General features: G+C 65.2%; 15 protein-coding genes and 1 tRNA gene. 7 read left to right on the top strand and 9 right to left on the bottom strand.

All coding sequences use genetic code 11. The features are described from left to right. Positions 1-39: 39 nt before the first annotated feature. Genes HHL22_RS07440 through HHL22_RS23620 form a run of 3 tightly spaced genes read right to left on the bottom strand, consistent with a single transcriptional unit; the run spans position 40 to position 4301 of the window. Positions 40-1539 carry an MBOAT family O-acyltransferase gene (locus HHL22_RS07440; RefSeq protein WP_169530295.1) on the bottom strand — a complete coding sequence of 500 codons (1500 nt, stop codon included), beginning with the start codon at positions 1537-1539 and terminating at the stop codon, positions 40-42. Further along, positions 1502-2764: a GDSL-type esterase/lipase family protein gene (locus tag HHL22_RS07435; protein WP_169530294.1), complete on the bottom strand. Its 1263-nt coding sequence runs from the start codon at positions 2762-2764 to the stop codon at positions 1502-1504. Before HHL22_RS07435 ends, HHL22_RS07440 begins: the two co-directional genes overlap by 38 nt. 25 nt (positions 2765-2789) lie before the next feature. After that, on the bottom strand, positions 2790-4301 hold the full coding sequence (locus HHL22_RS23620; protein ID WP_195809230.1) for an SGNH/GDSL hydrolase family protein: 1512 nt from the start codon (positions 4299-4301) through the stop codon (positions 2790-2792). A 213-nt stretch (positions 4302-4514) separates the two neighbouring features. On the opposite strand from HHL22_RS23620, the gene HHL22_RS07425 reads away from it, so the two are divergent. After that, positions 4515-7124 carry a glycoside hydrolase family 95 protein gene (locus tag HHL22_RS07425; protein ID WP_169530293.1) on the top strand — a complete coding sequence of 870 codons (2610 nt, stop codon included), beginning with the start codon at positions 4515-4517 and terminating at the stop codon, positions 7122-7124. A 164-nt stretch (positions 7125-7288) separates the two neighbouring features. Here the strand turns inward: HHL22_RS07425 and HHL22_RS07420 are convergent, their stop codons facing one another. Beyond that, complete coding sequence (locus HHL22_RS07420) at positions 7289-11017, bottom strand: T9SS type B sorting domain-containing protein (RefSeq protein WP_169530292.1); 3729 nt, start codon at positions 11015-11017, stop codon at positions 7289-7291. A 244-nt stretch (positions 11018-11261) separates the two neighbouring features. Next, positions 11262-13526: a GEVED domain-containing protein gene (locus tag HHL22_RS07415; protein ID WP_169530291.1), complete on the bottom strand. Its 2265-nt coding sequence runs from the start codon at positions 13524-13526 to the stop codon at positions 11262-11264. A gap of 302 nt (positions 13527-13828) precedes the next feature. On the opposite strand from HHL22_RS07415, the gene HHL22_RS07410 reads away from it, so the two are divergent. Continuing rightward, entirely contained in the window at positions 13829-14629 is an 801-nt protein-coding gene (locus tag HHL22_RS07410) for an SDR family oxidoreductase (RefSeq protein ID WP_169530290.1), read from the top strand. A gap of 139 nt (positions 14630-14768) precedes the next feature. Here HHL22_RS07410 and HHL22_RS07405 read toward each other — a convergent pair whose 3' ends face one another. Continuing rightward, positions 14769-15524 carry a hypothetical protein gene (locus HHL22_RS07405; protein WP_169530289.1) on the bottom strand — a complete coding sequence of 252 codons (756 nt, stop codon included), beginning with the start codon at positions 15522-15524 and terminating at the stop codon, positions 14769-14771. Positions 15525-15619: 95 nt separating this feature from the next. On the opposite strand from HHL22_RS07405, the gene HHL22_RS07400 reads away from it, so the two are divergent. The 5 genes from HHL22_RS07400 to HHL22_RS07380 all read left to right on the top strand — a co-directional run bounded on the left by HHL22_RS07400 (position 15620) and on the right by HHL22_RS07380 (position 18244). Further along, positions 15620-15695, top strand: a tRNA-Lys gene (locus HHL22_RS07400). A gap of 131 nt (positions 15696-15826) precedes the next feature. Beyond that, positions 15827-16852: a uroporphyrinogen decarboxylase gene (hemE, locus tag HHL22_RS07395; RefSeq protein ID WP_169530288.1), complete on the top strand. Its 1026-nt coding sequence runs from the start codon at positions 15827-15829 to the stop codon at positions 16850-16852. Positions 16853-17041: 189 nt separating this feature from the next. Continuing rightward, positions 17042-17464: a hypothetical protein gene (locus HHL22_RS07390; protein ID WP_169530287.1), complete on the top strand. Its 423-nt coding sequence runs from the start codon at positions 17042-17044 to the stop codon at positions 17462-17464. A 5-nt stretch (positions 17465-17469) separates the two neighbouring features. Beyond that, a complete protein-coding gene (locus tag HHL22_RS07385; RefSeq protein ID WP_169530286.1) occupies positions 17470-17682 on the top strand; it encodes a hypothetical protein in 213 nt (70 codons plus the stop codon). 7 nt (positions 17683-17689) lie between these two features. Next, positions 17690-18244 carry a sugar O-acetyltransferase gene (locus HHL22_RS07380; RefSeq protein WP_169530285.1) on the top strand — a complete coding sequence of 185 codons (555 nt, stop codon included), beginning with the start codon at positions 17690-17692 and terminating at the stop codon, positions 18242-18244. 155 nt (positions 18245-18399) lie between these two features. Here the strand turns inward: HHL22_RS07380 and HHL22_RS07375 are convergent, their stop codons facing one another. The 3 genes from HHL22_RS07375 to HHL22_RS07365 all read right to left on the bottom strand — a co-directional run bounded on the left by HHL22_RS07375 (position 18400) and on the right by HHL22_RS07365 (position 23090). Further along, positions 18400-19404, bottom strand: a complete 1005-nt coding sequence (locus HHL22_RS07375; RefSeq protein ID WP_169530284.1) for a bifunctional heptose 7-phosphate kinase/heptose 1-phosphate adenyltransferase — start codon at positions 19402-19404, stop codon at positions 18400-18402. 72 nt (positions 19405-19476) lie between these two features. After that, the gene (locus HHL22_RS07370; protein WP_169530283.1) at positions 19477-20445 is read right to left on the bottom strand and encodes a hypothetical protein; all 969 of its coding nucleotides are present in this window, start codon (positions 20443-20445) and stop codon (positions 19477-19479) included. Positions 20446-20555: 110 nt separating this feature from the next. Continuing rightward, positions 20556-23090 (bottom strand): ABC transporter permease, encoded by a 2535-nt coding sequence (locus tag HHL22_RS07365; RefSeq protein ID WP_206680694.1) that lies wholly within the window; start codon positions 23088-23090, stop codon positions 20556-20558. Positions 23091-23123: the final 33 nt, after the last annotated feature.

The raw sequence follows: 23123 nt of genomic DNA, 5'->3' as shown, positions 1-23123 counted from the left end.
CGTATCCGCGTAATCCGTCTAATCCGTTAAATCTGCGGTCTAGAATTGAAAGTAAATAAACGGCTGAATCTCGGCCGATTTCACTTGGATAACCACCCAGATAACGACCGTAACAAGCACTGCCTGCGTGACCACCGAGCGGCGGCCCATGAAGTTTTCGAGGCTGAAGACGGCGCCGTCGGGGATGGCGTGCAGGGCGTAGCCTAGGGCCATGAGGGCGAAAACGGGGCGGAACGAGCCTAGCACCTGCGGCAGCAAGTCGGGGTGCAGGTTGGTGGTAATCTGATGGATGACCTGGCTGGCTACCTCGAAGGTGCCGGCGCGGAAGAAAATCCAGCAGAAGCAGACGAAGTGGAAGGTGAGCAGCCAGCCTAGGGCCTTGATGAGCCAGTTGTTGCCGGGCTTGACTACCTGCTTGAAAAGCTTATCCAAGGCCAGGGCGGCGCCGTGCAGCGCGCCCCAGAGCACGAACGTGAGCGAGGCGCCGTGCCAAAGCCCACCGAGCAACATCGTGAGGAATAGGTTGATGTACTGCCGCACCACGCCCCGGCGGTTGCCCCCTAGGGGGATGTAGAGGTAGTCGCGCAGCCAGCTCGACAAGGAGATGTGCCAGCGCCGCCAAAACTCGGTGATGCTGGTGCTTTGGTAGGGCGAGAGGAAGTTAGGCGGTAGCCGGTAGCCCAGCAGTAGGGCAATGCCGATGGCAATGTCGGAGTAGCCCGAGAAGTCGCAGTAAATCTGCAGGGCGTAGCCGTACACGCCCAGCAAATTCTCGATGCCGCTGTAGAGGCCTGGGTTGTCGAATATTCTATCGACGTAGTTCAGGCTGATGTAGTCGGAGATAACCGCTTTTTTGAATAGGCCGGCCGCGATGAGCACCACCGCCCGGCCCATGTCCTCGCGCGACACGAAGGGGGGCCTAGGGATTTGGGGAATGAAGTCGGACGCCCGCACGATGGGTCCGGCCACCAGCTGCGGGAAGAACGACACGAAAAAGGCGAAGTCCCAGATGTTGCGCAGCGGCTTAATCTGGCCCCGGTACACGTCGATGGTGTAGCTCAGCGTTTGGAAGGTGTAGAACGAGATGCCCACCGGCAGCAGCACGTGCAGCACCGGCACCGGCTGGCCGGTGAGCGCCTGGTAACCGCTGAGGAAGAAGTTGGTGTACTTGAAGTAGAACAGCATCCCCAGGTTCACCAGCAGGCTCAGGGCCATGAGCAGCTTGCGCCGGGCGGGGCTGCCCGAGTCGGCAATCCAGAGGGCAAAGTGGTACTCGACGATGGTGGAGAATACCAGCAGCAGGAAGTACAGCCCGCTCGACTTGTAGTAGAAAAACAGCGAAAAGGCCGTGACGTAGAGCAACCGCGCCCGGTGCTGGTGGCGCAGTAGCTGGTAGATGGCCAGGAAGCCCAGGAACAGCAGCAGAAAGAAGCCCGTGTTGAATAGCAGCGGGCTTTTGGGGTTGTAGGCGAACTGGCCGAGCAGCCGGTCCAGGTCCAGGTTATCGAGTGGCGCAAGCGCGGAACGCAGCAAATCCATCCTGAATGGCGAGGTAAAGCAAGAGCCCTTGCAGGTCGTAGCCGGCGCGGGTAAAGTGAATCAAATCGGCCTGGGCCAGCCCAGCGCGGCGCCACTGCGCCATGCTGCTGTAGCCACCCTGCACCGCCGCGAAGTCCCAATAGGCCAGGTCGTGAGCCTGGGCGTAGGCACGCATAGTGGCCGCCACGCGCCCAAACTCGGGGTTGCGGAAGCGGCGGGCGCGGTACGAGTCGGCGGGGGCCACCAGCAGCACCTCGGCCTGGGGGCAGCGCTGGCGCACGCTGCGCACCAGCGTATCGAGCTGCCCGGCAAAGCGCGGCAGGGTGTACTTGGGGTTGTACACGTCGTTGGTGCCCAGCGAGATAATCACTAGGTCGGGCTGCAGCAGCGGCAGCTGGGCCCAAAACTGCGGCGCCCGATTGTACTGCCCCACCTGCGCCCCGTTCACCCCAATGCTGTGGTAGAGCATGCCTGGCTGGTCGCGCTCCAGCACCAGCCCGTAGAGGGCGGCGCGGGTTTGGGCGAGGCTGCGGCGGGTGGTGCGCAGCACCACGGAGCGCCGCAGCGAATCGAGTTCTAGAGGTACTTGCGGCCCTAGGCCCGCGCCGGGCACCGTGCCCAGCAGCTGCCCCTGTGGCCCCAGCACCTGCCAGTCGAAGGCGGCCGGGCCGGGCTGGCGCAACACCGTGAGGCGGTTGAAGGCATAGTCGGGCCGGCGCAGGGCCGGAATGCGCAGCGCAAAGGCGGCGCCCGAGTCGGCAGTGGCTAGCACCAGGCCGCTGGCGCCCACCGGCAGGGCGCTGTCGGGCAGCTGCGTCACGCGGCGGGTGCGCCAAGTGCCGGCCAGCGCGGCGGTGCGGTAAGTGGGCGAGCCGTTGGTGCGGGCCACTTCGTAGGGGAACACCAGGCCGCGGCCGGCGTTGCCGTAGGTGCGCTGCAGCTCGCGCCGCACCCGGCCGCTGTAGTCGTCGGCCTGCAGGTGCGAGTCGCCCAGGTGCACCACCACCACGCGCTCGCCGGGCGCCAGCTGCACCGGCGCTAGGCGCTGGTAGAAGCGCTGCATCCCGATGGTAGCGTTCTCAATGTGGTTGGCGGCGGTGCGCAGAAACGGGTGGGCCGCTTGCAGGCTATCGAGCTGGTGCTGGGGCCCGCGCTGCGCCCGCGCCGGCAGCCCTAGGGCCAGCCCCAGCAGCAACGGTAAAAAACGAACAAGCTTACCTCTCATCCTGCGCAAACGGAAAAAGCGGCCCCTAGCGCATAACCGCCGCGGCCGTGTCGGCCGCCGGGGCGGGCTTGGGGGCGGGTGAGTCGGGGGCGGCGGCTGGCACCGTGGGCGCCGGGGCGGGCGCGCCGGGGTGGGCGTACTCAGCCATCAGGTAATCAAACAGTAGCCTGGCAATCTTGCGGGCGCCGCGCGAGTTGACGTGGGTGTAGTCGCGGTTGGCCAGGGCGGGCGATTCTTCCACCCAGCTCACCATCGAGTTTTCGCCGCCCATGGCCTCAAATAAATTCCAGAAGGCGGCGTGGTTGCGCTCGGCCAGGCGGCGCTGGGCCTTGAGCAGGCGCGGCACGCTGAGGTCGGTCACGAACTCGCCGTCGATGCGCGAGCTTTTGTCGCTCATGCCCACGATGAGGATGCTGGCTGCTGGGCACGCGCGCTGCAGGCGGTCCACCACGCGGGTCATGGCGCGCTCGTACCAGCCGTAGCTGAGGTTGCGGGCGCTGGCTACGTTCACGCCGTAGTGCAGGATTATCAGGTCATAGGCTTGCAGCTTGCCGAAGGCCGCCAGCTCCTTGAACGGAATGCGGGTGAGCGACATGCCGCTGTTGCCGCGAAACGAGAAGTTGTCGAGTGTGACGCCGCCGGGGCTCTCGAAGCTGACGCCGTACACGGGCCGCGGGGCGCGCACGTCGAAGTCGAAGCGCATTTGCCGGGCGGCGGGGCTAGGCGTCAGGGTTAGCTCGTTGGCGGCGGCGGTGCCGGGTAGCTCGTGGGGCACGGTGCGGTTGTTGGCCGTTACGCGCACCACGTCGGTGGCCGGGCCGGGGCCGTAGAACAGCCGGGCCTGCTCGAAGCGGCGCAGGGGCGCCCAGGGCCCGCCGGCGCGATAGCTCACCCACTGGCCGCCCGCCGCGCCGGTGCTATCGGCGGGGCGCGCGCCGGCCACGAACACGTGGCCCGACAGCCCTAGGGGGTACTGGCCCGGCAGCTTAGGCGATACCAGGTCGTAGCTCAGCCAGTTGCCCGAGTTGGTTTCGTGCACCGTCCCCCGAAAGTCGGCCGCCACCGAGCCAATAGGCACGTAGCCCACGCCCGTGCCGCCAAACGCCTGCTGCAAGCTGTTACGCAAGTCACCCGTTATCAGGTCGCCCTCAATCATGGAATCGCCGAAGTAGGCGATGCGCACCTTGCTGCCATCGGCCTTGGTGCGGCGCAGCGCGGCCAGGAAGCTGTCGAGCCCGCCCAGGTTGGGCACGGCCGGGGCCTGCGCGTGGGCCGCCAGCTCGCTTGAATCGGGCGGGGCCACCATGGCGGCGGTGGTATCGACGGGGGCAGCCGGGCCGTTGGGGGGGGGCAGGTCGGTGGCGGTGGCGGCTACCGCGGCGGCCGGCTGCTTGCGCAGCACATCGGCCAGCAGGCGCACCGGCCGCAGCGCGGTGCCGCCCAGGGTAAGCCCGGCGGGCAGCAGCGACAGCGCCGCCAGCAGCCCCACCACCAGCAAAACCAACACAAACGGGTTTCGCGAACGTTCAGAACTCATACAGTACCTAAAAGTCGCTTGCAAAGGTACCAGACCCCTAGGGCCTGGGCGACCAGGAAGCACAGCGAAAGGTCATAATAAGTTGGTAGACAGTTTTAAGAAAAGTTAGTGTTCCGGTTGGGGCGCGAGTCCAGGCAAACCTGCCGCTACCGGGCCTGGGGCAGGCGAGGTATTGCGCGGGCTGCTGCTACCTTCGGCGCAAACTCGTGCCCTATGCGCCCGCCCCGAACAGCCGTTACGCACCCTGTTACTACTACCTGCTGGCTGCGCTGGCTGGCAGCCTGGCTGGGCCTGGCGGCGCTGCCGGCCCTAGGGCAGCAGCCGGCCCCGGCCAGCGCCCTCTGGTATCGGCAGCCCGCCCGGCAGTGGACGGAGGCCCTGCCGCTGGGCAACGGCTGCCTCGGGGCGATGGTATTTGGCGGGCCCGAGCAGGAGCTGCTGCAGCTCAACGAAAGCAGCCTGTGGAGCGGTGGGCCGGTGCCCGCGAGCGTAAACCCCGGCGTAGCGGCCGTGCTGCCCCAGGTGCGCCAGGCCCTGCTGCAAGACCAAGACTACGGCCGCGCCGGCCAGCTGGTGCGCCAGATGCAGGGCCTGTACTCCGAATCGTACCTGCCGCTGGGCGACGTGCGCCTGCACCAGGACCTGGGCGGCCAGGCCCCCACCGACTACTACCGCGACCTGGACCTGGCCACGGCCACCACCACCACCCGCTTCACGGCCGGGGGCGTGCACTACGAGCGCACGGCCTTCGTGTCGGCGCCCGATAACGTGCTGGTGCTGCGCCTCACGAGCAGCCAGCCGGGCCAGCTCAACCTCGACCTGTCGGCCCGCTCGCCGCTGCGCTACCGCACGGCCCTAGGGGCGCCGGGCGAGCTGCTGGTGCGCGGCCAGGCGCCCGCCCACGTGGCCCCCAGCTACTACAACCCGCCTGGCCAGGCGCCGGTGGTGCAAGAAGATGCCAGCGGCTGCCGCGGCATGCGCTTCGAGTACCGCCTGCACGCCACGGCCAGGCAGGGTACCGTAACGGCCGACACCGCCGGCCTGCACGTGCGCCACGCCACCGAGGTGCTGGTGCTGGTGTCGGCCGCCACCTCGTTTAACGGCTTCGACAAGTGCCCCGACAGCCAGGGACGCGACGAGGATGCGCTGGCGGCCACCAGCCTGCGCGCGGCCCTCGGGCGCAGCTACGCCAGCCTGCGCCGCCGCCACCTGGCCGACTACCAGGCGCTATTCAACCGCGTCAGCCTGTCGCTGCAAAGCTCCACGGCTACCGCCACCGCGGCTACTGCGCTGCCCACCAATGAGCGCCTGCAGGCCTACGGCCGCAGCGAAGGCGACCTGGGGCTGGAGACGCTTTACTTTCAGTTTGGGCGCTACCTGCTCATCGCGGCCTCGCGCCCCGGTGGGCCCCCGGCCAACCTGCAAGGCATCTGGAACAAGGAGCTGCGCGCGCCCTGGAGCAGCAACTACACCATCAACATCAACACCCAGATGAACTACTGGCCGGCCGAGGTGGCGGGCCTGAGCGAGCTGCACCAGCCGCTGCTTGACTGGCTGCCCCACCTGGCCCAAACCGGCCGGGCCACGGCGCGCGAGTTTTACGGCGCCCGCGGCTGGGTGGCCCACCACAACTCCGATATCTGGGCCATGTCGTACCCGGTGGGCGACCGCGGCCAGGGCGACCCGGTGTGGGCCAACTGGGCCATGGGTGGCAACTGGCTGTGCCGCCACCTCTGGGAGCACTACCTCTACACCGGCGACCAGGCCTTTCTGCGCCAGGCGTATCCGCTAATGCAGGCGGCCGCCCGGTTCTCGCTCGACTGGCTGGTGGACGACGGCCACGGCCACCTGGTAACGGCCCCCTCCACCACGCCCGAAAACCTGTTTAAGGACGCTGCCGGCAAGGCCCAGGGCGTGTCGGTGGGCACCACCATGGACTTGTCCATCATCCGCGACTTGTTTGCCAGCGTGCGGCAGGCCGCGACCACCCTAGGGGTAGATGCGCCGCTGCGCGACAGCCTGCAAGCGGCCACCGCCCGGCTGCTGCCGCTGCAAGTGGGCAGCCAGGGGCAGCTGCTGGAGTGGTCGCGGGAGTTTGCCGAAACCGACCCGCACCACCGCCACGCCTCGCACCTCTACGGGCTGTATCCCGGCTGGGAAATCACGCCCCACCGCAGCCCCGCGCTGCTGGCCGCCGCCCGCCGCAGCCTGGAGCTGCGCGGCGACGAGGGCACCGGCTGGAGCAAGGGCTGGAAAATAAACTGGTGGGCCCGCCTGCTCGATGGCGACCACGCCCACCGCCTGGTGCGCCAGCTGCTGGCCTACGTGCCCGCCACTACCAACTGGAGCGGACCCGGCGGCACCTACCCCAATCTGTTCGACGCCCACCCGCCTTTCCAGATTGACGGCAACTTTGCGGGCACGGCCGGCATGGCCGAGATGCTGCTGCAAAGCCACGACGGCGCCCTGCACCTGCTGCCCGCCCTGCCCGCCGCCTGGCCCGCCGGCCAGGTAACGGGCCTGCGCGCCCGCGGCGGCTTCGAGGTGGCCGACCTGCAGTGGGCGAACGGTACCCTCACCCGCCTAACGGTGCGCTCGGCCCTAGGGGGCTCCCTGCGCCTACGGGTGCCCAAGGGGCTGCGCCTCGCCAAAGGCCCCGCCCTCGCGCCCGCCGCCGGCCCCAACCCCAATGCCTTTTACCAGCAAGGCCGCTACTTCGAGCAGGCAACTGGTGGTGCCGCGCCAGCTACCCCCGGTGCCTGGGACGAGTACGACCTGCCCACCAAGCCCGGCCGCAGCTACACGCTGGAGTGGACCCGGTAAGGAAGTAAGAGGGTAGTTAGAACGGTGAGTGGGTAAGTAAGAACGTCATGCTGAGCTTGTTGAAGCATCTCTACAGAACGTCACCCGGACGATGCGGTAGAGATGCTTCGGCTTCGCTCAGCATGACGTTCTTACTTACCCACTTAATCCCTTACCCTCCTACCTTACTTCACTACCTCCACCCAGCCCTTGGTGGTGCTGCCGTTGGGCAGCTTGAAGAGGTAGTAGTACACGCCCGCCGCGATGCTGGGGTCGTTGCCGCCCCAGTAGTTGCTGTCGTTGTTGTAGTTGGTGGTCGAGTACACCTGGCGGCCCCAGCGGTTGAAAATCGTCATGGTGTTGCCGGGGTAGAGGCTCACGTTCAGGATTTCGAGCTTGTCGTTCTGCCCGTCGTTGTTGGGCGTGATGATGTTGTAGAACGCCAGGCCGTTGGTAAACTCTGCGCAGGCCGTGTTGGAGTTGGACTGCAGCGCCGCGCTGGCCCCCGCCGCCGACACGGCCACCACCCGGAAGCACTGCGAAAAGCCCTGCCCGCCGTTGGCCGAGGTGTAGCTGAACACGTTGGCCCCTAGGGTCGCCACCAGGGCGTAGCCGCCGGCATCGTTTTGCTTATACACCAGGTAGTTGGCTACCGTAAATCCGTCGTAGGCCGTCCAGCTCAGGTTCGAGGCGCCCTGGTCGCGGGGGGTGCTGGGGTTGCCGGGCACGGCCACGGCCCGCACCAGCACGGTGGTTTGGGGCGTGGTGCCGGGCAGCAGGTCGCCGCAGCCGTTGGTGAGGGCCAGGCTGTACTGGTAGGCGGTTTGGGCGGCGTTGGCGGTGGCGTCCACGTACGTGGTGGCGGTGGCGGCTACGGTGCCCACGGTGGTGTAGGTGCCGGTGCTACCCGCCTCGCGCCGCAATACCTGCACCTGATTGGGCGTGGCAGCGGCATTGGCCACGCTGAAGGTGAGCGTGACCTTGGTATTGTCAGTGGCTACTACCGAGGCCAGCGTCAGCTGCGGCGCCTGCGCGTTGTCGGGCACCACAGTAGCGGCTACGGCCGTGCCCGCGCAGCCGTACTGCGAGGTTTCGGTCACGCTCACGGTGGCATTGGCAGTTAGGGTAGTGGGGAAGTTGACGGTGACGCTAGCCGTGCCCTGGCCGGCCGTAACCGTGCCGCCCGTCACCGCCCACTGGAAAGTGCTGGTGCTAGCGGCGTTGGCCACAGCGTAGGTGAGCGTGCGGGTGGCCGGGCACACGAAGCGCGGCCCGCTAATGGTGATGGCGCCGGGCCTAGGGTCTACCGTGAACGACTTGGTGTAGAGCGGACCCGCGCAGCCCCCGCTGTTGGTTTCGCGCGCGGTGAGGGTGTAAGTGCCCACGGCCGTGCTGGCCGCAATGCTCACGCTGCTGCCGGTGCTGGCCAGCGCCACGCCATTCAGCTGCCAGGCGTAGGTCGAGCCGCTGGCACCCCCTAGGGTGTAGGTCTGGGCGCCGCTGTTCACGCAGAAGCGGTCGGGGCCCTGGATGACTAGCGCCGTACTAGGCGAGGGCTTCACGGTAATGTAGAGCGTGTCGCTGACGCCGCGGCAGATGCCACCGGCCGGGTTGCTGGTTTGCGTCACCACCAGCTTGGCCACGCCGGCCGTGGCAAACTGGACGCTGGTGCTGTTACCGGTGCTGGTGAGCGTGCCCTGCGCCGAGCCAAACAGCTGCCAGGCAAACGATGACCCATTCACGGCCGGGGTGGTGTAGGTGTAGGGCCCATCGGCCTGGCACACACTGCCGGGGCCGCTGGGCTTCACCGTTTGCAGCAGCTGGTTGATGGTGACGGCCAGCGTCGTGGCCGGCGAGGGACACCCTAGGGCACTCACGCTCACCGCGCTCACGGTGCCGGTGCCGGCCGCGCCCCAGTTTACGGTAATGCTGGCCGTGCCCTGGCCGCTGGCAAGGGTGCCGCCCGTCACGGTCCACTGGTAGCTGGGGTTGGCCGGGTTCTGGATGGCGTAGGCAATGCCGCCCACCGTGGGGCACACCGAGGTGGTGCCCACAATGGGCTCGGCCGCCGGGGCGGGATTCACCTTCACCGTTACCTGGGCGGTGCTGGCGCAGCCGTTGGCCGTCAGCTGCACGCTTGTGACGGTGTAGGTCGTGGTTTGGGTGGGGCTGAGGGTAAACACGCTGCCCGAGCCCGAAACCGGCCCGCCCGCCACGGTGTAGGCCGGGCCCGCCCCGCTCACCGTGATGCTGGTGCTGCTGCCCTGGCAGATGGTGAGGTTGCCGGCCACTGTGAGGCTAGGAGCCGGCACCACCTGCACGCCCTGGCTCACCGAGTCGGTGAGGCAGCCGTACTGCGAGATGCCCTTGGCGATGATGGTGCCGCTGGCCGCCGTCCAGCGCACCTGCACGGGATTGGCGGTGGCGCTGCCCACGATGGTGCCGCCCACCACCCGCCAGCGCACCGTGGGCGCGGTGCCGCCGCTGGCCGTGTAGGTGTGCAGGGCGGTTTGGTCGCAGGCCACCAGGTCGCCGGCAATGGCGGTGGGGCCGCTGGGCAGCGTCACGGTGATGCGGAATACGTCGGCCACGGTTTTGCCGCCGCAGGCCTGGTCCTTCACCGTCACAGCCACGTCGTAGGGGTTGGCGCGGGCCTCGCCGCAGGTCGAATTATATACAAAGTTGCCCGCCACCGTGCCGTTGCCGGTAGCCGTGGCCGTGCCCGTGAGTGAGCCCGCCGCCACGGTGCCGGGGTTGCCGTTGAAGGTGGCGTTCAGGCCGCCCGTGCCGTCGAGCAGGGCGCTGTTCACGGTCATCAGCAGGGCGTGGCCCGCGCTTTGAGTGGCTGAAAGTGGAATGGTGAGGCTCTGGCCCGCCTCGATGGTGTAGGCCCTAGGCAGGGTAATGGCCGCCGGCAGCACCGGCGCCACCGTGCTGGGGCAGGCCGCCACAATCAGCTGCAAGTCGCGCCGGGTAGTGCCAATCAGCACCTCGCGCCCGTTGATGGTGCGGTACTCCTGCACGTCCACCGCCACCACGTACTTGCCCTGGGTGAGGGCGCCGTAGCGGGCCACGCCGGTGCTGGCGTTCAGCAGGGCGAAGTTGCCCGCGCCGGGGCCGAAGGGGTTGGCCGCCGAGTAGCCGCCGTAGTACGTCAGCGGGTTGGGCAGGGGCGGAAACTGGGTGGGCAGGTTTTGGCCCGACGAGGCAAACGTGCCGTAGGGCGTGCCAAACGAGTACACCAGGCGGTCGCCGTCGGCATCCACGGCGTTGTTGAGGCTGATGGTGGTATCGCCCTGGCACACAATGGCCACGGCCGTATCCGAGAACACCGGCGAGCGGTTGGGCCGCAGCGGGGGGGCTAGGGTGGTGTAGAGCGTCAGGGGCTGGTTGTTGCCCGTGGTCACCTCGTTGGTAATGTCCACGTTGCGGGCGGTGCGGGTAAACACGGCGTAGAAGCCGCTAAGCGAGGTGGCCGGCAGGTATACCTGGGCCGTAAACTTTTGCAGCTTAAACGGCTGGGACGGCCCCTGCACGGTGCAGCCCGCCGGCACGGACGGCGTGAGCGTGCGCGAGATGGTGTAGTAGTTAATATCCAGCGAGCCGTTGCTCACCACCGCGCCCGAGTTCGCTACCACGTTCACGCCCGAAACCAGCGTGATTTTGGCGCCCGTAGCCAGGTCGTAAATACCCACCAGCGCGTCGGTGTTGGGCTGGGCCGCGCCGGCCAGCGCGTTGTTGTAAATCGTGACGGTTATCTCGTAGTGCACCGGGGCGGCCGTGGGGCCGTTGCTGTCGAGGTAGCGGTAGGTCATTTCGCCGCCCAGCAGGTGGGTGGCCGCCGCCGGCCCGCCGGCCAGCAGCACCAGCAGCAGCGCCAGCCAGTGTCCCCGCGCAAGTAAACGTAGTAGCATAGAAACTGGAGGATGAGAGTTTTGCAGAAGAGTAAGTCGCGCGCGGTGCCCTAGGGCCGCTGGGTGCTATAAAAGGAAAAGTAACGTCATGCTCATCTGGCGTCCGCTTGTCGAAGCATCTCTACCGCATCGTTGAACGGAACTCGAATGGCGTGGTAGAGATGCTTCGCGGGGCTCAGCATGACCGCCTTTTTTCAGCATGACCGCAGTTATTAGTCACTAATCACTAGTAGTTAGTCACTATTTACTGCCGCACGATGCGGCGCAGCGCCGTCTGGCCCTGCTCGTTGGTGAGGCGCACTAGGTAGAGGCCGGCCGGCAGCGCGGCCAGGCGCAGGGTGGCGGGCGCGCCGGTGGTCAGGCGCAGGTCTTGGGCTAGCAGCTGGGCGCCCAGCACGTTTTCCACCACCACGGCGTAGCGGCCGTTGGCACTGGCCTCGCTCACCTGCACCTGCACGTCGCTATCGGTGGGGTTGGGGCTGAGGGTGAGGGCGGGCAGCGCCTGGCTGGCCTGGGTGGCCAGGGCCGTGCTGGGCACCACCAGGTAGTCTTCCACCTCGCCCTCGCCAAAGTTGGTGGCGCAGGCCGTGGCCGTGCTGCTGCTGAGGGCTACCACCACGCGCATGCGGGTGGCGGCCAGGTTGCTGGGCACGGCGATAGTAGTGGTAGCGCTGTTTTGCAGATTGCCGGTGCCGTTGTACACCAGCTCGCCGCCGTTGCCGGTGCCGTTGGAGAAGATGCCGTCGCGGTTGTAGTCAATCCAGACGGCGGTGCGGTGCAGCAGGCTCGAATTGATAGTCACCGTCAGGGTTTGGCTGCCGCCCGGCTGCAGCGCTATGGTCGGGCTGCTGTAGAGCGCGTAGCCGCCCGTGGCGTTGCCCGAGGTATTGCCGAAAGCCGTGCCGCCCGCCGGGGCCGCCACGGCCACGTTCGTAATCCAGAAGCTGCTGGTGCCGCCGCTGGCGTAGCCGCCGTTGCTGGTGCAGTAGGTCAGGCAAGGCACCTGCACTTGTAGGTAGTTGGGCTGGGTGAGCGTGTTGCTGCCGTTGGCATTGGTGGCCGTCAGCGCCACCGAGTAGGTGCCGGCGGTGGCGAAGACAATCTGCGGGTTTTGGGAAGTGGCCGAGGTGCCGTTCACAAACGATACGCCCGCACTGGGGCTCACCGCCCACTGCCAGCTGGTGGGCCCGTTGCTGCTTTGGTCGCTGAAGGTGTAGGTGTTGGCGGGCGTGGTGCACACCCCGGCCACGTAATTTGAGGTGAAGGCCGCCACCGGCGGATTCACGTTGGGCACCGCCGTCACGCTGTAGTCTTCCACCTGGCCCGAGGTGGGGGCGGTGCAGGGCTGGGGGTTGGTGCCCGCCGCGTCGGCCACCACGCGCAGGCGCAGCGGTTGGTTCAGCACAGCCGTGCCCGGCACCGTGATGGTGGCGCTGGGGTTAGCCGTGTTCAGCGCCTCAAATACCTTTTCGTTGCTGGTAAAGGCGCCGTCGTTGTTCAGGTCGAGCCAGGCGCGGGTATCGTGCCGCAGGGTGCCGCCCGTCGAAACGGCCAGCTGGTAGCCCACGCCCACCGCCAGGCTGGTGCGCTGGGCGCAAGTAAAATCCTGGTAGCCCGCGCTGCCATCGGCCGAAGCGTTGCTGATGCTGCCTAGCCGCACCAGCGTGATGCCGTAGTTGCAGCAGTAGCTGCTGGCGGCCAGGCCAGTGCAGGTAGTGGCGGCAGGCAGGGCGGGGTTGTAGGTGATGGTGGTAGCGGCGCTGGTGCTGCTGCCCGCCGCGTTGGTGGCCGTCAGCGTCACTTGGTAGGTGCCGGCGGCGGTGTAGCAGTGCTGCGGGCTTTGGGCGGTGCTGCTGGTGTTGTCGCCAAAGTTCCAGCGCCAGCTGGTGGGGCCGTTGGCGCTCTGGTCGCTAAACTGCACGCAGCCCGAGCAGGTAGTGGTCACGTCGGTGCCGAAGGCGGCCGTGGGCGGGCTGGCGTTGGCCACCAGCGTCACGGCGTAGTCCTCGTCCTGCGAGTATTGCGGGGTGGCGCAGGCCGTGGGCGCGGCCAGGTCGGCAAAGTCGGAAGCCACCCGCATGCGCAGCTTGGTGCCCAGGGTGGCCGTAGCCGGCGGCGTAATGGTGCCGGTGTGCAGCATCTTGTTGTCCGACGAAAACGCCAGCTCGCTGCCCGCAAAGGTGCCGTCGTTGTTGTAGTCAATCCACACCCGCACGTTTTCGTTGGCCTTGGTGCCATTCTTGATGCTAATGGCCGTGGCCGTGCTCACCGTCAGGCTGGTGCCCACCGTGCAGCTGTAGTCCTTGTAGCCGTCGGTGTAGCCGGCGGTGCTGTTGTTGATGGTGCCCAGCGTCACGTTGTAGATGCCCATCTGGTAGACCGAGGTAAGCGAGCTGGCCGCCGAGGCCGCGCCGGGCGTGCAGGTGGCCGCGCCGGGGCACTGCGCCCACCCGAGGGCCGGCAGCAGCCCGCCGAGTGCACTTACCCAGAAACGTAGTTTTAGCAGCATAGAAGAGGGCGGGAAGGTGAGGGCTAGGTGAAAGGGTAAGGTACTGAATTCAGGCTTAAAATGGCCCTGGTACACACGCCTTAAAGGTACGTGCAAAGAAAGTCCAGTTCAGTCGATAAATCGACCAATTAGCGCCTGGGCTAGAAATTCGTGCTTGCGCGCCGGCCGCCCGGCGCAGCGAGGCGGCGGCCCCTAGGGTGCCGCCAGCCCCTCAGGCTTGGTGGGGCCGGGCGTAGGTTTGCGGCGCGCCTGGCCCCGGTGGGCCCTAGGGCGTCCTTTTTGTTCTTCTCCCCCTAGGCTTTATGAAAAACCAGGTAGTTCTCATCACCGGCGGCACCTCGGGCATCGGCCGGGCCTGCGCCTTCGAGTTTGGCCGGGCCGGCGCCCGCGTCGTCGTCACGGGCCGCGACGCGGCGAAGCTGGCCGGCACCGCCCAGGCCCTAGCCGCCGCCGGCATCGAGCACCGCACCGTAGCCGGCGACGTGGGCGTGCTAACCGACGCCAACCGCGCCGTGGCCGACACCATCGCCGCCTTCGGTCGCCTCGACGTGCTCATCAACAACGCCGGCCTGAGCATGCGCGCCAAATTTGCCGATGTGGACGTGCGGGTGCTGGAGCAGCTCATGCAAACCAACTTCTTCGGCACCGTCTACGTCACCAAAGCGGCGCTGCCCTACCTGCTCGAAAGCAAGGGTACGGTAGTGGGCGTCAGCAGCATAGCCGGCTACCGGGGGCTGCCGGGCCGCACTGGCTACTCGGCCTCCAAGTTTGCCATGAACGGCTTTCTCGAAGCCCTGCGCACCGAGCTGCTGCCCCAGGGCGTCAACGTGCTCACGGCCGCGCCCGGCTTCACGGCCTCCAACATCCGGCACACCGCCCTGCTGGCCAACGGCCAACCCCAGCACGACACCCCGCGCGACGAAGCCAAGATGATGACCAGCGAGGAAGTGGCCCAGCACCTGCGCCAGGCCGTGGCCAAGCGCCAGCGCAGCTTCGTGCTCACCGGCGAGGGCAAGCTGGTTGTCTTCCTCAACAAGTGGCTGCCCGGCCTGATGGACAAGATGGTCCTCAACAACTTCCGCAAGGAAGAGGGCGAGCTGTAAATGAGTAAAAAGGCGGTCATGCTGAGCCTGTCGAAGCATCTCTCCCGCGTTACTAACCCCAACGTCAGGAGTTACTTGCGCGGCAGAGATGCTTCGACAGGCTCAGCATGACCGCCTTTTTACTCACTTACTCATTTACTCACTCCACCACCAGCGCGTCGGCGGCGCGCACGTAGGCCATGCGCTCCTGCCAGCGCACACGCAGCCAGATGTCCTGGCGGCCCAGCACGGGCAGGCGGTCGCCGGGGGTGGCGGTGCTGAGCCAGGTGGCGCCGGCGCTGGGCCCCGCCATCAGGGCTGCGCCGGGCCGCACCACTATGCCAGTGGGCCTAGGGCGCAGGCCGTACAGGAAGGCTCCGGTGGCCAGCAGGTAGGCGCCGTAGGTTAGCCAGGTGGCGCGGCGCGCCTGGCGGCGCCGCAGCCCCAGTCCGGCGGCCCCCAGCACGGCCCCCAGCAGCAGCACTTGCAGGGTGGGGTTGTAGTAGCGCGTCCCCCAAATGCGCAGCTCCTGCTGCCAGGTGCTGGGGTAGCCCACCAGCCGCTGCCGCTGGGCCAGTCCCACCAGCCGCTGCCAGGTGTCGAGGCGCGGCTGCCGGGCCAGGGCCAGGTTCAAATACAGCATTTCGGCGGGCAGGTGGCCTAGGCGGTGCTCGGCGTAGGCCAGGCGCAGCAGCAGCTGCCCCGACACCTGCCGCCGCCGCCACACCTGGGCCCGGTAGAGGGGCACGGCCGCCGCATACTGCCCTTTTGCAAACAGCGAGTCGGCCCGCCGCAGCGTTGCCGAGGGAACCGCCGCCGCGTTAGAGAAAAAAAAGTTGTCGGCCCGCGCTGGCCCCAACTGCCCGAGTAGCAACAGGATAAGCGCCAGCAGCCGGCGCAGTGGGGGGCTAAGCAAGAGTTTTTTTTGCAGCAAGGTTGTCAGAACGAAGAAGGGGCTGTACTTTTGCACCCACAAAAACGGAAACGCCGGGTTTGTCGCACAAAAGTACCGGTTCTGTAGCTCAGCTGGTAGAGCAGTACACTTTTAATGTACGGGTCCTGGGTTCGAATCCCAGCGGAGCCACCAAAAGCCCGCTAGCAAGTTGCTAGCGGGCTTTTTCTTTTTACCGCCCCTAGGGCTGCCTCCGGCGCGGCTTTGCCCGCCGGGCCGGCACATCCGTTCAACGCTCTGCGCCCACCCCCGGCGCGCCCTCTGCCATGCTCCAAAACGACCTCCTGCTCCGCGCCGCCCAGGGCCTGCCCACCGAGCGCACCCCCGTCTGGCTCATGCGCCAGGCCGGGCGCATCCTGCCCGAGTACCGCGCCGTGCGCGCCCGCCTCTCCGGCTTCAAGGAGCTGGTGGAAACGCCCGAGCTGGCCGCCGAGGTCACTATTCAGCCCGTCGATGCGCTCGACGTAGACGCCGCCATCATCTTCTCCGACATCCTGGTGGTGCCCGAGGCCATGGGCCTGACCTACGAGATGGTAGAGGCGCGGGGCCCCTTCTTTCCCGAAACCATCAAGAGCGCCGCCGACGTGCAGAAGCTGCGCGTGGCCGACCCCGCCGAGCACCTGGGCTACGTGCTCGACGCTCTGCGCGTAACCAAGCGCGAGCTGCATGGCCGGGTGCCGCTCATCGGCTTCGCGGGCGCGCCCTGGACCATCCTGGCTTACATGGTGGAGGGCCACGGCTCCAAAACCTTCAGCAAGGCCCGCCGCCTGCTCTACCAGGAACCGACCCTTGCCCACCAGCTGCTCGAAAAAATCACCGTCACCACCATTGCCTACCTGCAAGCGCAGGTAGAGGCCGGCGCCGACCTAGTGCAGGTGTTCGACTCGTGGGCCGGCATCCTGCCGCCCGCGCACTACCACGAGTTTTCGGCCCGCTACATTGCCCGCATCAGCGAGGCGCTGGCGCCGCTGGTGCCCGTCACGGTGTTTGCCAAGGGCGCCTGGTGGGCCGTGGAGGACTTTGCCCACTCGCCCGCCCGCACCATCGGCCTCGACTGGAACCAGAGCCCTAGGGAGGTCCGCCGGCAGGCGCCCGGCAAAACCCTGCAAGGCAACCTCGACCCCTGCGCCCTCTACGGCACTCCCGAGCAAGTAAAAGCCGCCACTGAAGCCATGCTGCGCGAGTTTGCCGGCGGCCCCCACATCGCCAACCTCGGCCACGGCGTCTACCCCGATACGCCCGCCGAAAACGTTAAGGTTTTTGTGCAAACGGTGAAGGCTTGGCGGGGGTAACTTGGCGGCACATAGCTACTAGATGTATTTCTGAAGTAATAAAACTGAGAAGAACGTCATGCTGAGCCTGCCGAAGCATCTCTACCACGCCGTTGAACGATTGGCTAACGGCGCGGTAGAGATGCTTCGGCAGGCTCAGCATGACGTTCTTCTTCGGAAATCTTTATTCAAGAACAAGTCTACCCTAAGTTGCGTGAGCCGATGGATGAGGATAGTGTTTTGCTTGAATTAAACCAGCGATGGGGTTGCGACCTGCCTTCCGGATGGGTCCCAATCACTGGTCCGGCAAAATTCTCGGAAGAACTAGAAATGTACGGAGCAGAGACTTTTGCTGAACAGTTTGATGGCAAGCTCCCGACACTTCTTGAACGAACTTTCAACGTTTCAGAACTTTACGAGATTACCGAAGAAGGGACGGTAAAAATTGTTGCCCTGACTAACTGCTTGTTTCAGTACAGTGGCTTAGAGCACATGTATACCGACCAATCATTCCAGTTTTTGCTGTACTTCTCGCACGAATCTTCGGTAACAGCAGGTGGCAAAGCGTTAGTGAATTTAATTCACCAAACTTGGCCAGAATCAATAAGACACTTTTGGCCTGATTCCCTTTAATTGAAATGCCCCTGATAGCCCCCGAATACGGGACCGCCTTTTACGTGCTGTCGCTGCTGCTATCCGGTGGGCTGTTTTTCTGGCTGCGGCGGTTGTTTCGGCGGCGGCTGGCCAGCGAGGCGGCGGTGCTGGCGGCTACCGTGCTGGCCTCGGTGCTGGCCATGCCGTTTGTCGTGTTTGGGCTGGTGGTGCTGTTCCACTTCCTCGCCCGCTCGTAGCGTCGCCATGGCTACCGAAGCAGAAAAGATGCTGGCCGGCGAGCTGTACGCCGCCTTCGACCCCGCCCTGGTGGCGGCCCGCACCCGCGCCAAGCGCCTGCTGCACCGCCTCAACGTGACTGAGTACGTGGTGGGCGAGGCCGCCCGCGCCATCCTGGCCGAACTGCTGCCCCACGCCGGCGAAAACCTGTGGGTCGAGCCACCCTTCCACTGCGACTACGGCCACAACATCTACTGCGGGGCCAACGTGTACTTCAACGTGAACTGCGTGGTGCTCGACGCGGCGCGCATCACCATCGGCGCCAACGTGCTGTTTGGGCCCGGCGTGCAGCTCTACGCTGCCACGCACCCCCTAGACGCCCCCACGCGCCGCACCCTGGAGCTTGCCCGCCCCATCAGCATCGGCGACGACTGCTGGCTGGGCGGCGGCGCCATCGTGTGCCCCGGCGTCAGCATCGGGGCGGGCTGCGTCATTGGCGCCGGCGCCGTAGTTACCAAGGATGTGCCGCCCTACTCGCTGGCCGTGGGCAACCCGGCGCGAGTAATTAAAAGCCTGCGGTAGTTGCTGTGAATAGCTGTACCGCGGACTCTGTGAGTCCGCGCGTAGTAGGATTTGCCGCTCAAATTCGCGGACTCACAGAGCCCACGGTACGAGTATATCGACTCTAAATTCGCCCTAGGGTGCAAGAATGCTCGCGCTCGGACTGCAAGTCCAAGCTACAGCCCAGCGGCCTCAGCTTCTTGCAGCAGCAGGGTTTTCTCGATGGGCACCACGCCTACCTGCTCGCACACCAGGCCGCCGCCCAGGTTGGCCAGCGCGGCCGTGAAGGCGGCGGGCTGCCCTAGGGCCACGCAGCAGGCCGCGATGCTGATAACCGTATCGCCGGCGCCCGACACGTCGGAGATGGTGCGCAGGTGGGCCGGCAGGTAGGTTTTCGCGTCGCCCTGCTGAGCAAAGACACCGTGCTCCGAGAGCGTCACCAGCACCGTATCGGGCTGCAGCAGCTCGCGCAGGCGGGCCACGGCGGCCTCGAAGCCGGCTGGGTCGGCGGTGGGCGGGCCAAACTCCAGCTTCATGCCTTCGCGCAGCTCCTTCAGGTTAGGTTTGAAGAGAGTGCAGCGGCGGTAGGCTAGGAAATTCTTCTTCTTAGGGTCTACCACCGTAGGCACGCCGCGCTGCCGGGCGCGGGCAATGCACTCGGTAATAATGCCTTCGCTGAGCACGCCTTTGTCGTAGTCCTCAAAAATCACCACGTCGGCGCGGGGCAGCAGGTCGTCGTAGGCGGCTAGCAGCTGGGCGGCTTCCTCAGCGTTGAGGTCGGTTTCGACCTCCGAGTCAATGCGCACGAGCTGCTGCCCGGCGGCCAGGATGCGCTGCTTGTGCGTAGTAGGGCGGTGTCGGCTGCGGATGACACCGTCGGCCGGCAGGTCGCGCTGGTGCAGCAGGTGCAGCAGCTGGTCGCCGCCGGCATCGTCGCCCACTACGGCGCACAGCAGCGGGGTGGCCCCTAGGGCCTGCACGTTAAGGGCCACGTTGGCGGCGCCGCCCAGGCGGTTTTCGGTGCGCTCCACGTTCACCACCGGCACCGGCGCCTCGGGTGAGAGGCGCGAGGCGCGGCCCCACACGTAGGCATCAACCATGACGTCGCCCACGATGAGCACGTGCAGGCGGCTAAACTTCTCAAACAACTCGGGCAGTGGGGTAGGGGCAGCAGCGGACATAGGGCCGCAAAGGTACTTCTGTACGGTACGTCAGCCTTCACTATCCACTAATTGGAATAGTAGAGTATAATTCTATGAAGAATTATTTCTTTTAAAAAGGGATTTGAGTTTAGAGGTAATTACTTCAATAATGGTTCTATTGGGCTTTGTGTTGTCAAAAAAATCTGGATGAAAGACGGCATCTTTCTGGTCTTGTATAATTCGTTGTGCAAAATCTGCTGGATTAAAGTCGCTTGTTTGGGCTACTAGTGCAGTAAAGTATTCAATTACTTTATCCTGTGGTAACAGAAGGTTAGTTGTATCTATGTTGGCCATTTGAAGTGTGGCTATGTATCCAGTATCTCCCATTATTAATGCGTAGCTATCCCATAAAGGTGCCGTTTGTTCCCACAATCCAAACTCGCTTTGACTTATAAAGATGACTTTTGAATCGATGTCAAATATTATGCATTCTTGCGTGGCATCGTCTTCGTTAGGTAAGTTATATCTTGGTTTTCTTTGTAGTAACTCGATAATTTTTGGGCCATAGCTAATAATTGATTCTACAGATAAATTGCCAGTACTAGTTACAAATAATTCGTTTGAGTGTTTTATGAGCACAGTCACAGTAATCCATTCTTCTACTTTATCATCAATGACATCTTCCTCAGAAGGTATGTCGAGTTTTGAAAATTCCTGCTTAGATACATAATCAATAGCTAATATTTTTTCAGCGTCATACATGCCATTTGAGAGATGCTCGATAGTCCAACCTGTCCATTTGTCTCGTAGTGCCTGTAGATAATAACTAATTACGGATGTAACATTAGGTATTTCCCATGACCAGAAACATAGGTGCTTATTAAGTATATCAATAATAACACAACCTTCAATCCATGGGTAGTTTATGATTTCATCTACTATCTTGCATTCGTTGACATACTTTAAAAACCTTTTTTCGCCAAGATATAAGTCTTGTGCTATACAATTGGCGCGCCAATGGGTGTAGTGAATAGTAAGCTTGTCCTGGTTCTTGATAATATAATTTGCTCTTTGCCCCATTTAAGTGAAGGTTTTAGTTTGTCTGCAATATACAGTTCGCGTCTATTGCTAACAGTCTTAATTCAGCTTTTCGCTGAATTAAGACTGTTAGCAATAGACGCGAACTGAAACTACCCTTCCGCCCTTAATACCGCCAGCGGCGGCTGGCTCAGCACCGAGCGGCTGTTGAGCCAGCCGATGATGGCCGTGAGGGCCGCCACCAGCAGCACCAGGGCCGGCAGCCAGGCTAGGCTGCCTAGAGCCAGCGGCGCCTCAAACACCCAGTAGGCCAGGGCCCAGGCGGCCAGGGCAGCCAGCACCACGCCGGCCAGCGCGGCCAGGGTGCCCAGCAGGGCGTATTCGAGCAGCGTGATGCGGGCAATTTGGCGGCGGCTGGCCCCTAGGGTGCGCAGCAGCACGCTTTCGCGGGTGCGCTGGTAGCGGCTGATGAGCACCGACGAGGCCAGCACCAGCAGCCCGGTGAGGATGCTGAAGCCCGCCATGAAGCGGATAACGAACGAGATTTTGCCCAGAATGTCATCCACCGTTTGCAGAATCAACCCCAGGTCAATGGCCGACACGTTGGGGAACTGGCGCACTAGGCCCTGCTGGGTGGCGGCCAGCGCGGCAGTGCTGGGCGTGCGCGTGAGGATGACGTGGAACTGCGGCGCATCTTCGAGTACACCGCTGGGGAACACGACCAGGAAATTGGTTTGCACCCGGCCCCAATCGACCTCGCGCGAGCCGCCCACCACTACGTCGAGCGGCGCGCCCTGCACGTTGAAGCTCAGCGTGTCGCCCAGCTTGAGGTGCACGCGCTGCAAGTAGCTGTTATCGACCGACACGCGGGGCAGGCCGCCGGCCACCGCCCGCTGCGGCGGCGTGCCCGACACCAGCTTTTCGGTCTTGCTGAGCGTGTCGCGGTACGTGACGCGGTACTCGCGGGTGAGCGCCCAGGGCGGAATGCCGTTGGCGGTATCTTTCTTGAGCTGCGACACGGTGCGGCCGTTGATGGCGGCCAGGCGCATCGTCACAATGGGTACGCGCTGGATGATGGGTAGGCGCTGCTGGGCCAGCAGCTGCTCGACGCCGCGCTGCTGCTCGGTTTGGATGTCGAAGAGCACCAGATTGGGCTGCTCACCGCCGCCCGCCAGCTGCACCCGGCCCAGCAGCACGCCCTGCACCAGGTAGAGCGTGGCCAGCAAAAACGTGCCCAGGCCCAGGGACAGGATGAGCGTAACCGTCTGGTTTTGGGGCCGGAACAGATTGGCAAGCCCCTGCCGGGCCACGTAGCTCCAGCCGGTGGGGAAGAAGCGGCGCAGCAGCCAGCGCAGCCCCAGCCCCAGGCCCGTGAGCGCCCCTAGGGCCACCAGCAGCCCGGCTGCGAAGCCCAGCGCTAGCTTCCAGTCGCGGGTTTGGAAGTACGAAAAGCCCAGCACAAACGCCGCAATGAGGCCCAGCACCAGCCCGCGCAGTGGGTCGGCGGGCGTCGTGTCCTCGTCGTAGGCCGAGCGCAGCACCCGCAGCGGCGACACCCGCCGGATGCTGAGCAGCGGCAGCAGCGCAAACAGCACCGCCATGGCCAACCCCGTCAGCAGCCCCAGGCCCACCGAGGCCGGCGACACCGCCACGCTCACCTGCACCGGCAAAAAGCCGCCCAGCACCCGCGGCAGCACCAGCTGCACCACCGCCCCTAGGGCCGCCCCAATAGCCGCGCCCAGCAGCCCCAGGCCGCTGGTTTGGATGAGGTAGATGAGCAGCGCCTGCCGCCCGCTGGCGCCCAGGCAGCGCAGCACGGCCACGCTGCCCAGCTTTTCCTTCACGTAGAGGCTCACGGCGCTGGCCACGCCCACGCTACCCAGCAGCAGCGCCACAAAGGCCACGAGGCTCAGAAACCGGGTCAGGTCCCGGAACGAGCGGCCGGTGCTTTGCTGGCGGCTGGCCACGGTGTCGGTGTCCACGCCCGTAGCGTCGAAGCGCGCCTGCAGGGGCTTGATGGCGGCGGCCACGTCCTGGCCCGGCGCAAACTGGTAGTAGGTGCGGTACTGCACCCGGCTGCCGCGCTGCACCAGCCCGGTTTGGGGCAGGTACTTGATGGGAATGAACACCTTAGGGGCCACCGCCGCGCTAAAGCCGCTTTGGCCCGGCGTGGCCAGTACCCGCCCCACAATGGGTAGCGTAAGGGTGCCCACTTTCACCGAGTCGCCCACGCGGGCGTCGAACTGCGCCAGCAGCACGTCATCTACTAGCGCCCCGTTGCCGCGCCCGGCCCGAAAGTCGGCGCTGGCGGCAGCGGGCTGAGTTTCCCAGGCGCCGTAGTAGGGGAAGCCGGACCCCAGGGCCCGCACCTGCGCCAGCCGCACGCCCTTGGTGCGCGGAAACGACACCAGCGAGGCAAACGACACCTCCTCGGTGCGCGTGCGCCCCAGCCGCCCTAGGGCCGGCTTCAGGGTAGAGTCGATGGGCTGGCTCGACGACACCACTAGGTCGGCGCCCAGCAGCTCACGCGCCTGCTCGCTGATGCTGCGCGCTAGGTTGTCGCCAAACGAATTGATGCCTACCAGCGCCGCAATGCCCAGCACGATGCTCGACATAAACAGCGCCAGCCGGGAGCGGCTGCGGCGCGAGTCGCGCCAGGCCATGGTAACTAACCAACTGAAATTCATAGATGTGTTGCGCAGACTTGCAGTCCGCCTATC

The sequence above is a fragment of the Hymenobacter polaris genome, from assembly GCF_012927305.1.
Classification (GTDB): domain Bacteria; phylum Bacteroidota; class Bacteroidia; order Cytophagales; family Hymenobacteraceae; genus Hymenobacter; species Hymenobacter polaris.
This window is presented reverse-complemented; position numbering and strand designations above follow the sequence as displayed.

What these genes read in the sequence shown, in the direction of transcription:
- HHL22_RS07370 (WP_169530283.1), bottom strand. Translation starts at nt 20,445, where the DNA reads ATGGGGCAAAGAGCAAATTATATTATCAAGAACCAGGACAAGCTTACT.
- HHL22_RS07420 (WP_169530292.1), bottom strand. Translation starts at nt 11,017, where the DNA reads ATGCTACTACGTTTACTTGCGCGGGGACACTGGCTGGCGCTGCTGCTG.
- HHL22_RS07425 (WP_169530293.1), top strand. Translation starts at nt 4,515, where the DNA reads ATGCGCCCGCCCCGAACAGCCGTTACGCACCCTGTTACTACTACCTGC.
- HHL22_RS07385 (WP_169530286.1), top strand. Translation starts at nt 17,470, where the DNA reads ATGCCCCTGATAGCCCCCGAATACGGGACCGCCTTTTACGTGCTGTCG.
- HHL22_RS07415 (WP_169530291.1), bottom strand. Translation starts at nt 13,526, where the DNA reads ATGCTGCTAAAACTACGTTTCTGGGTAAGTGCACTCGGCGGGCTGCTG.
- HHL22_RS07435 (WP_169530294.1), bottom strand. Translation starts at nt 2,764, where the DNA reads ATGAGAGGTAAGCTTGTTCGTTTTTTACCGTTGCTGCTGGGGCTGGCC.
- HHL22_RS07440 (WP_169530295.1), bottom strand. Translation starts at nt 1,539, where the DNA reads ATGGATTTGCTGCGTTCCGCGCTTGCGCCACTCGATAACCTGGACCTG.
- HHL22_RS07365 (WP_206680694.1), bottom strand. Translation starts at nt 23,090, where the DNA reads ATGAATTTCAGTTGGTTAGTTACCATGGCCTGGCGCGACTCGCGCCGC.
- hemE (WP_169530288.1), top strand. Translation starts at nt 15,827, where the DNA reads ATGCTCCAAAACGACCTCCTGCTCCGCGCCGCCCAGGGCCTGCCCACC.
- HHL22_RS07375 (WP_169530284.1), bottom strand. Translation starts at nt 19,404, where the DNA reads ATGTCCGCTGCTGCCCCTACCCCACTGCCCGAGTTGTTTGAGAAGTTT.
- HHL22_RS07410 (WP_169530290.1), top strand. Translation starts at nt 13,829, where the DNA reads ATGAAAAACCAGGTAGTTCTCATCACCGGCGGCACCTCGGGCATCGGC.
- HHL22_RS07380 (WP_169530285.1), top strand. Translation starts at nt 17,690, where the DNA reads ATGGCTACCGAAGCAGAAAAGATGCTGGCCGGCGAGCTGTACGCCGCC.
- HHL22_RS23620 (WP_195809230.1), bottom strand. Translation starts at nt 4,301, where the DNA reads ATGAGTTCTGAACGTTCGCGAAACCCGTTTGTGTTGGTTTTGCTGGTG.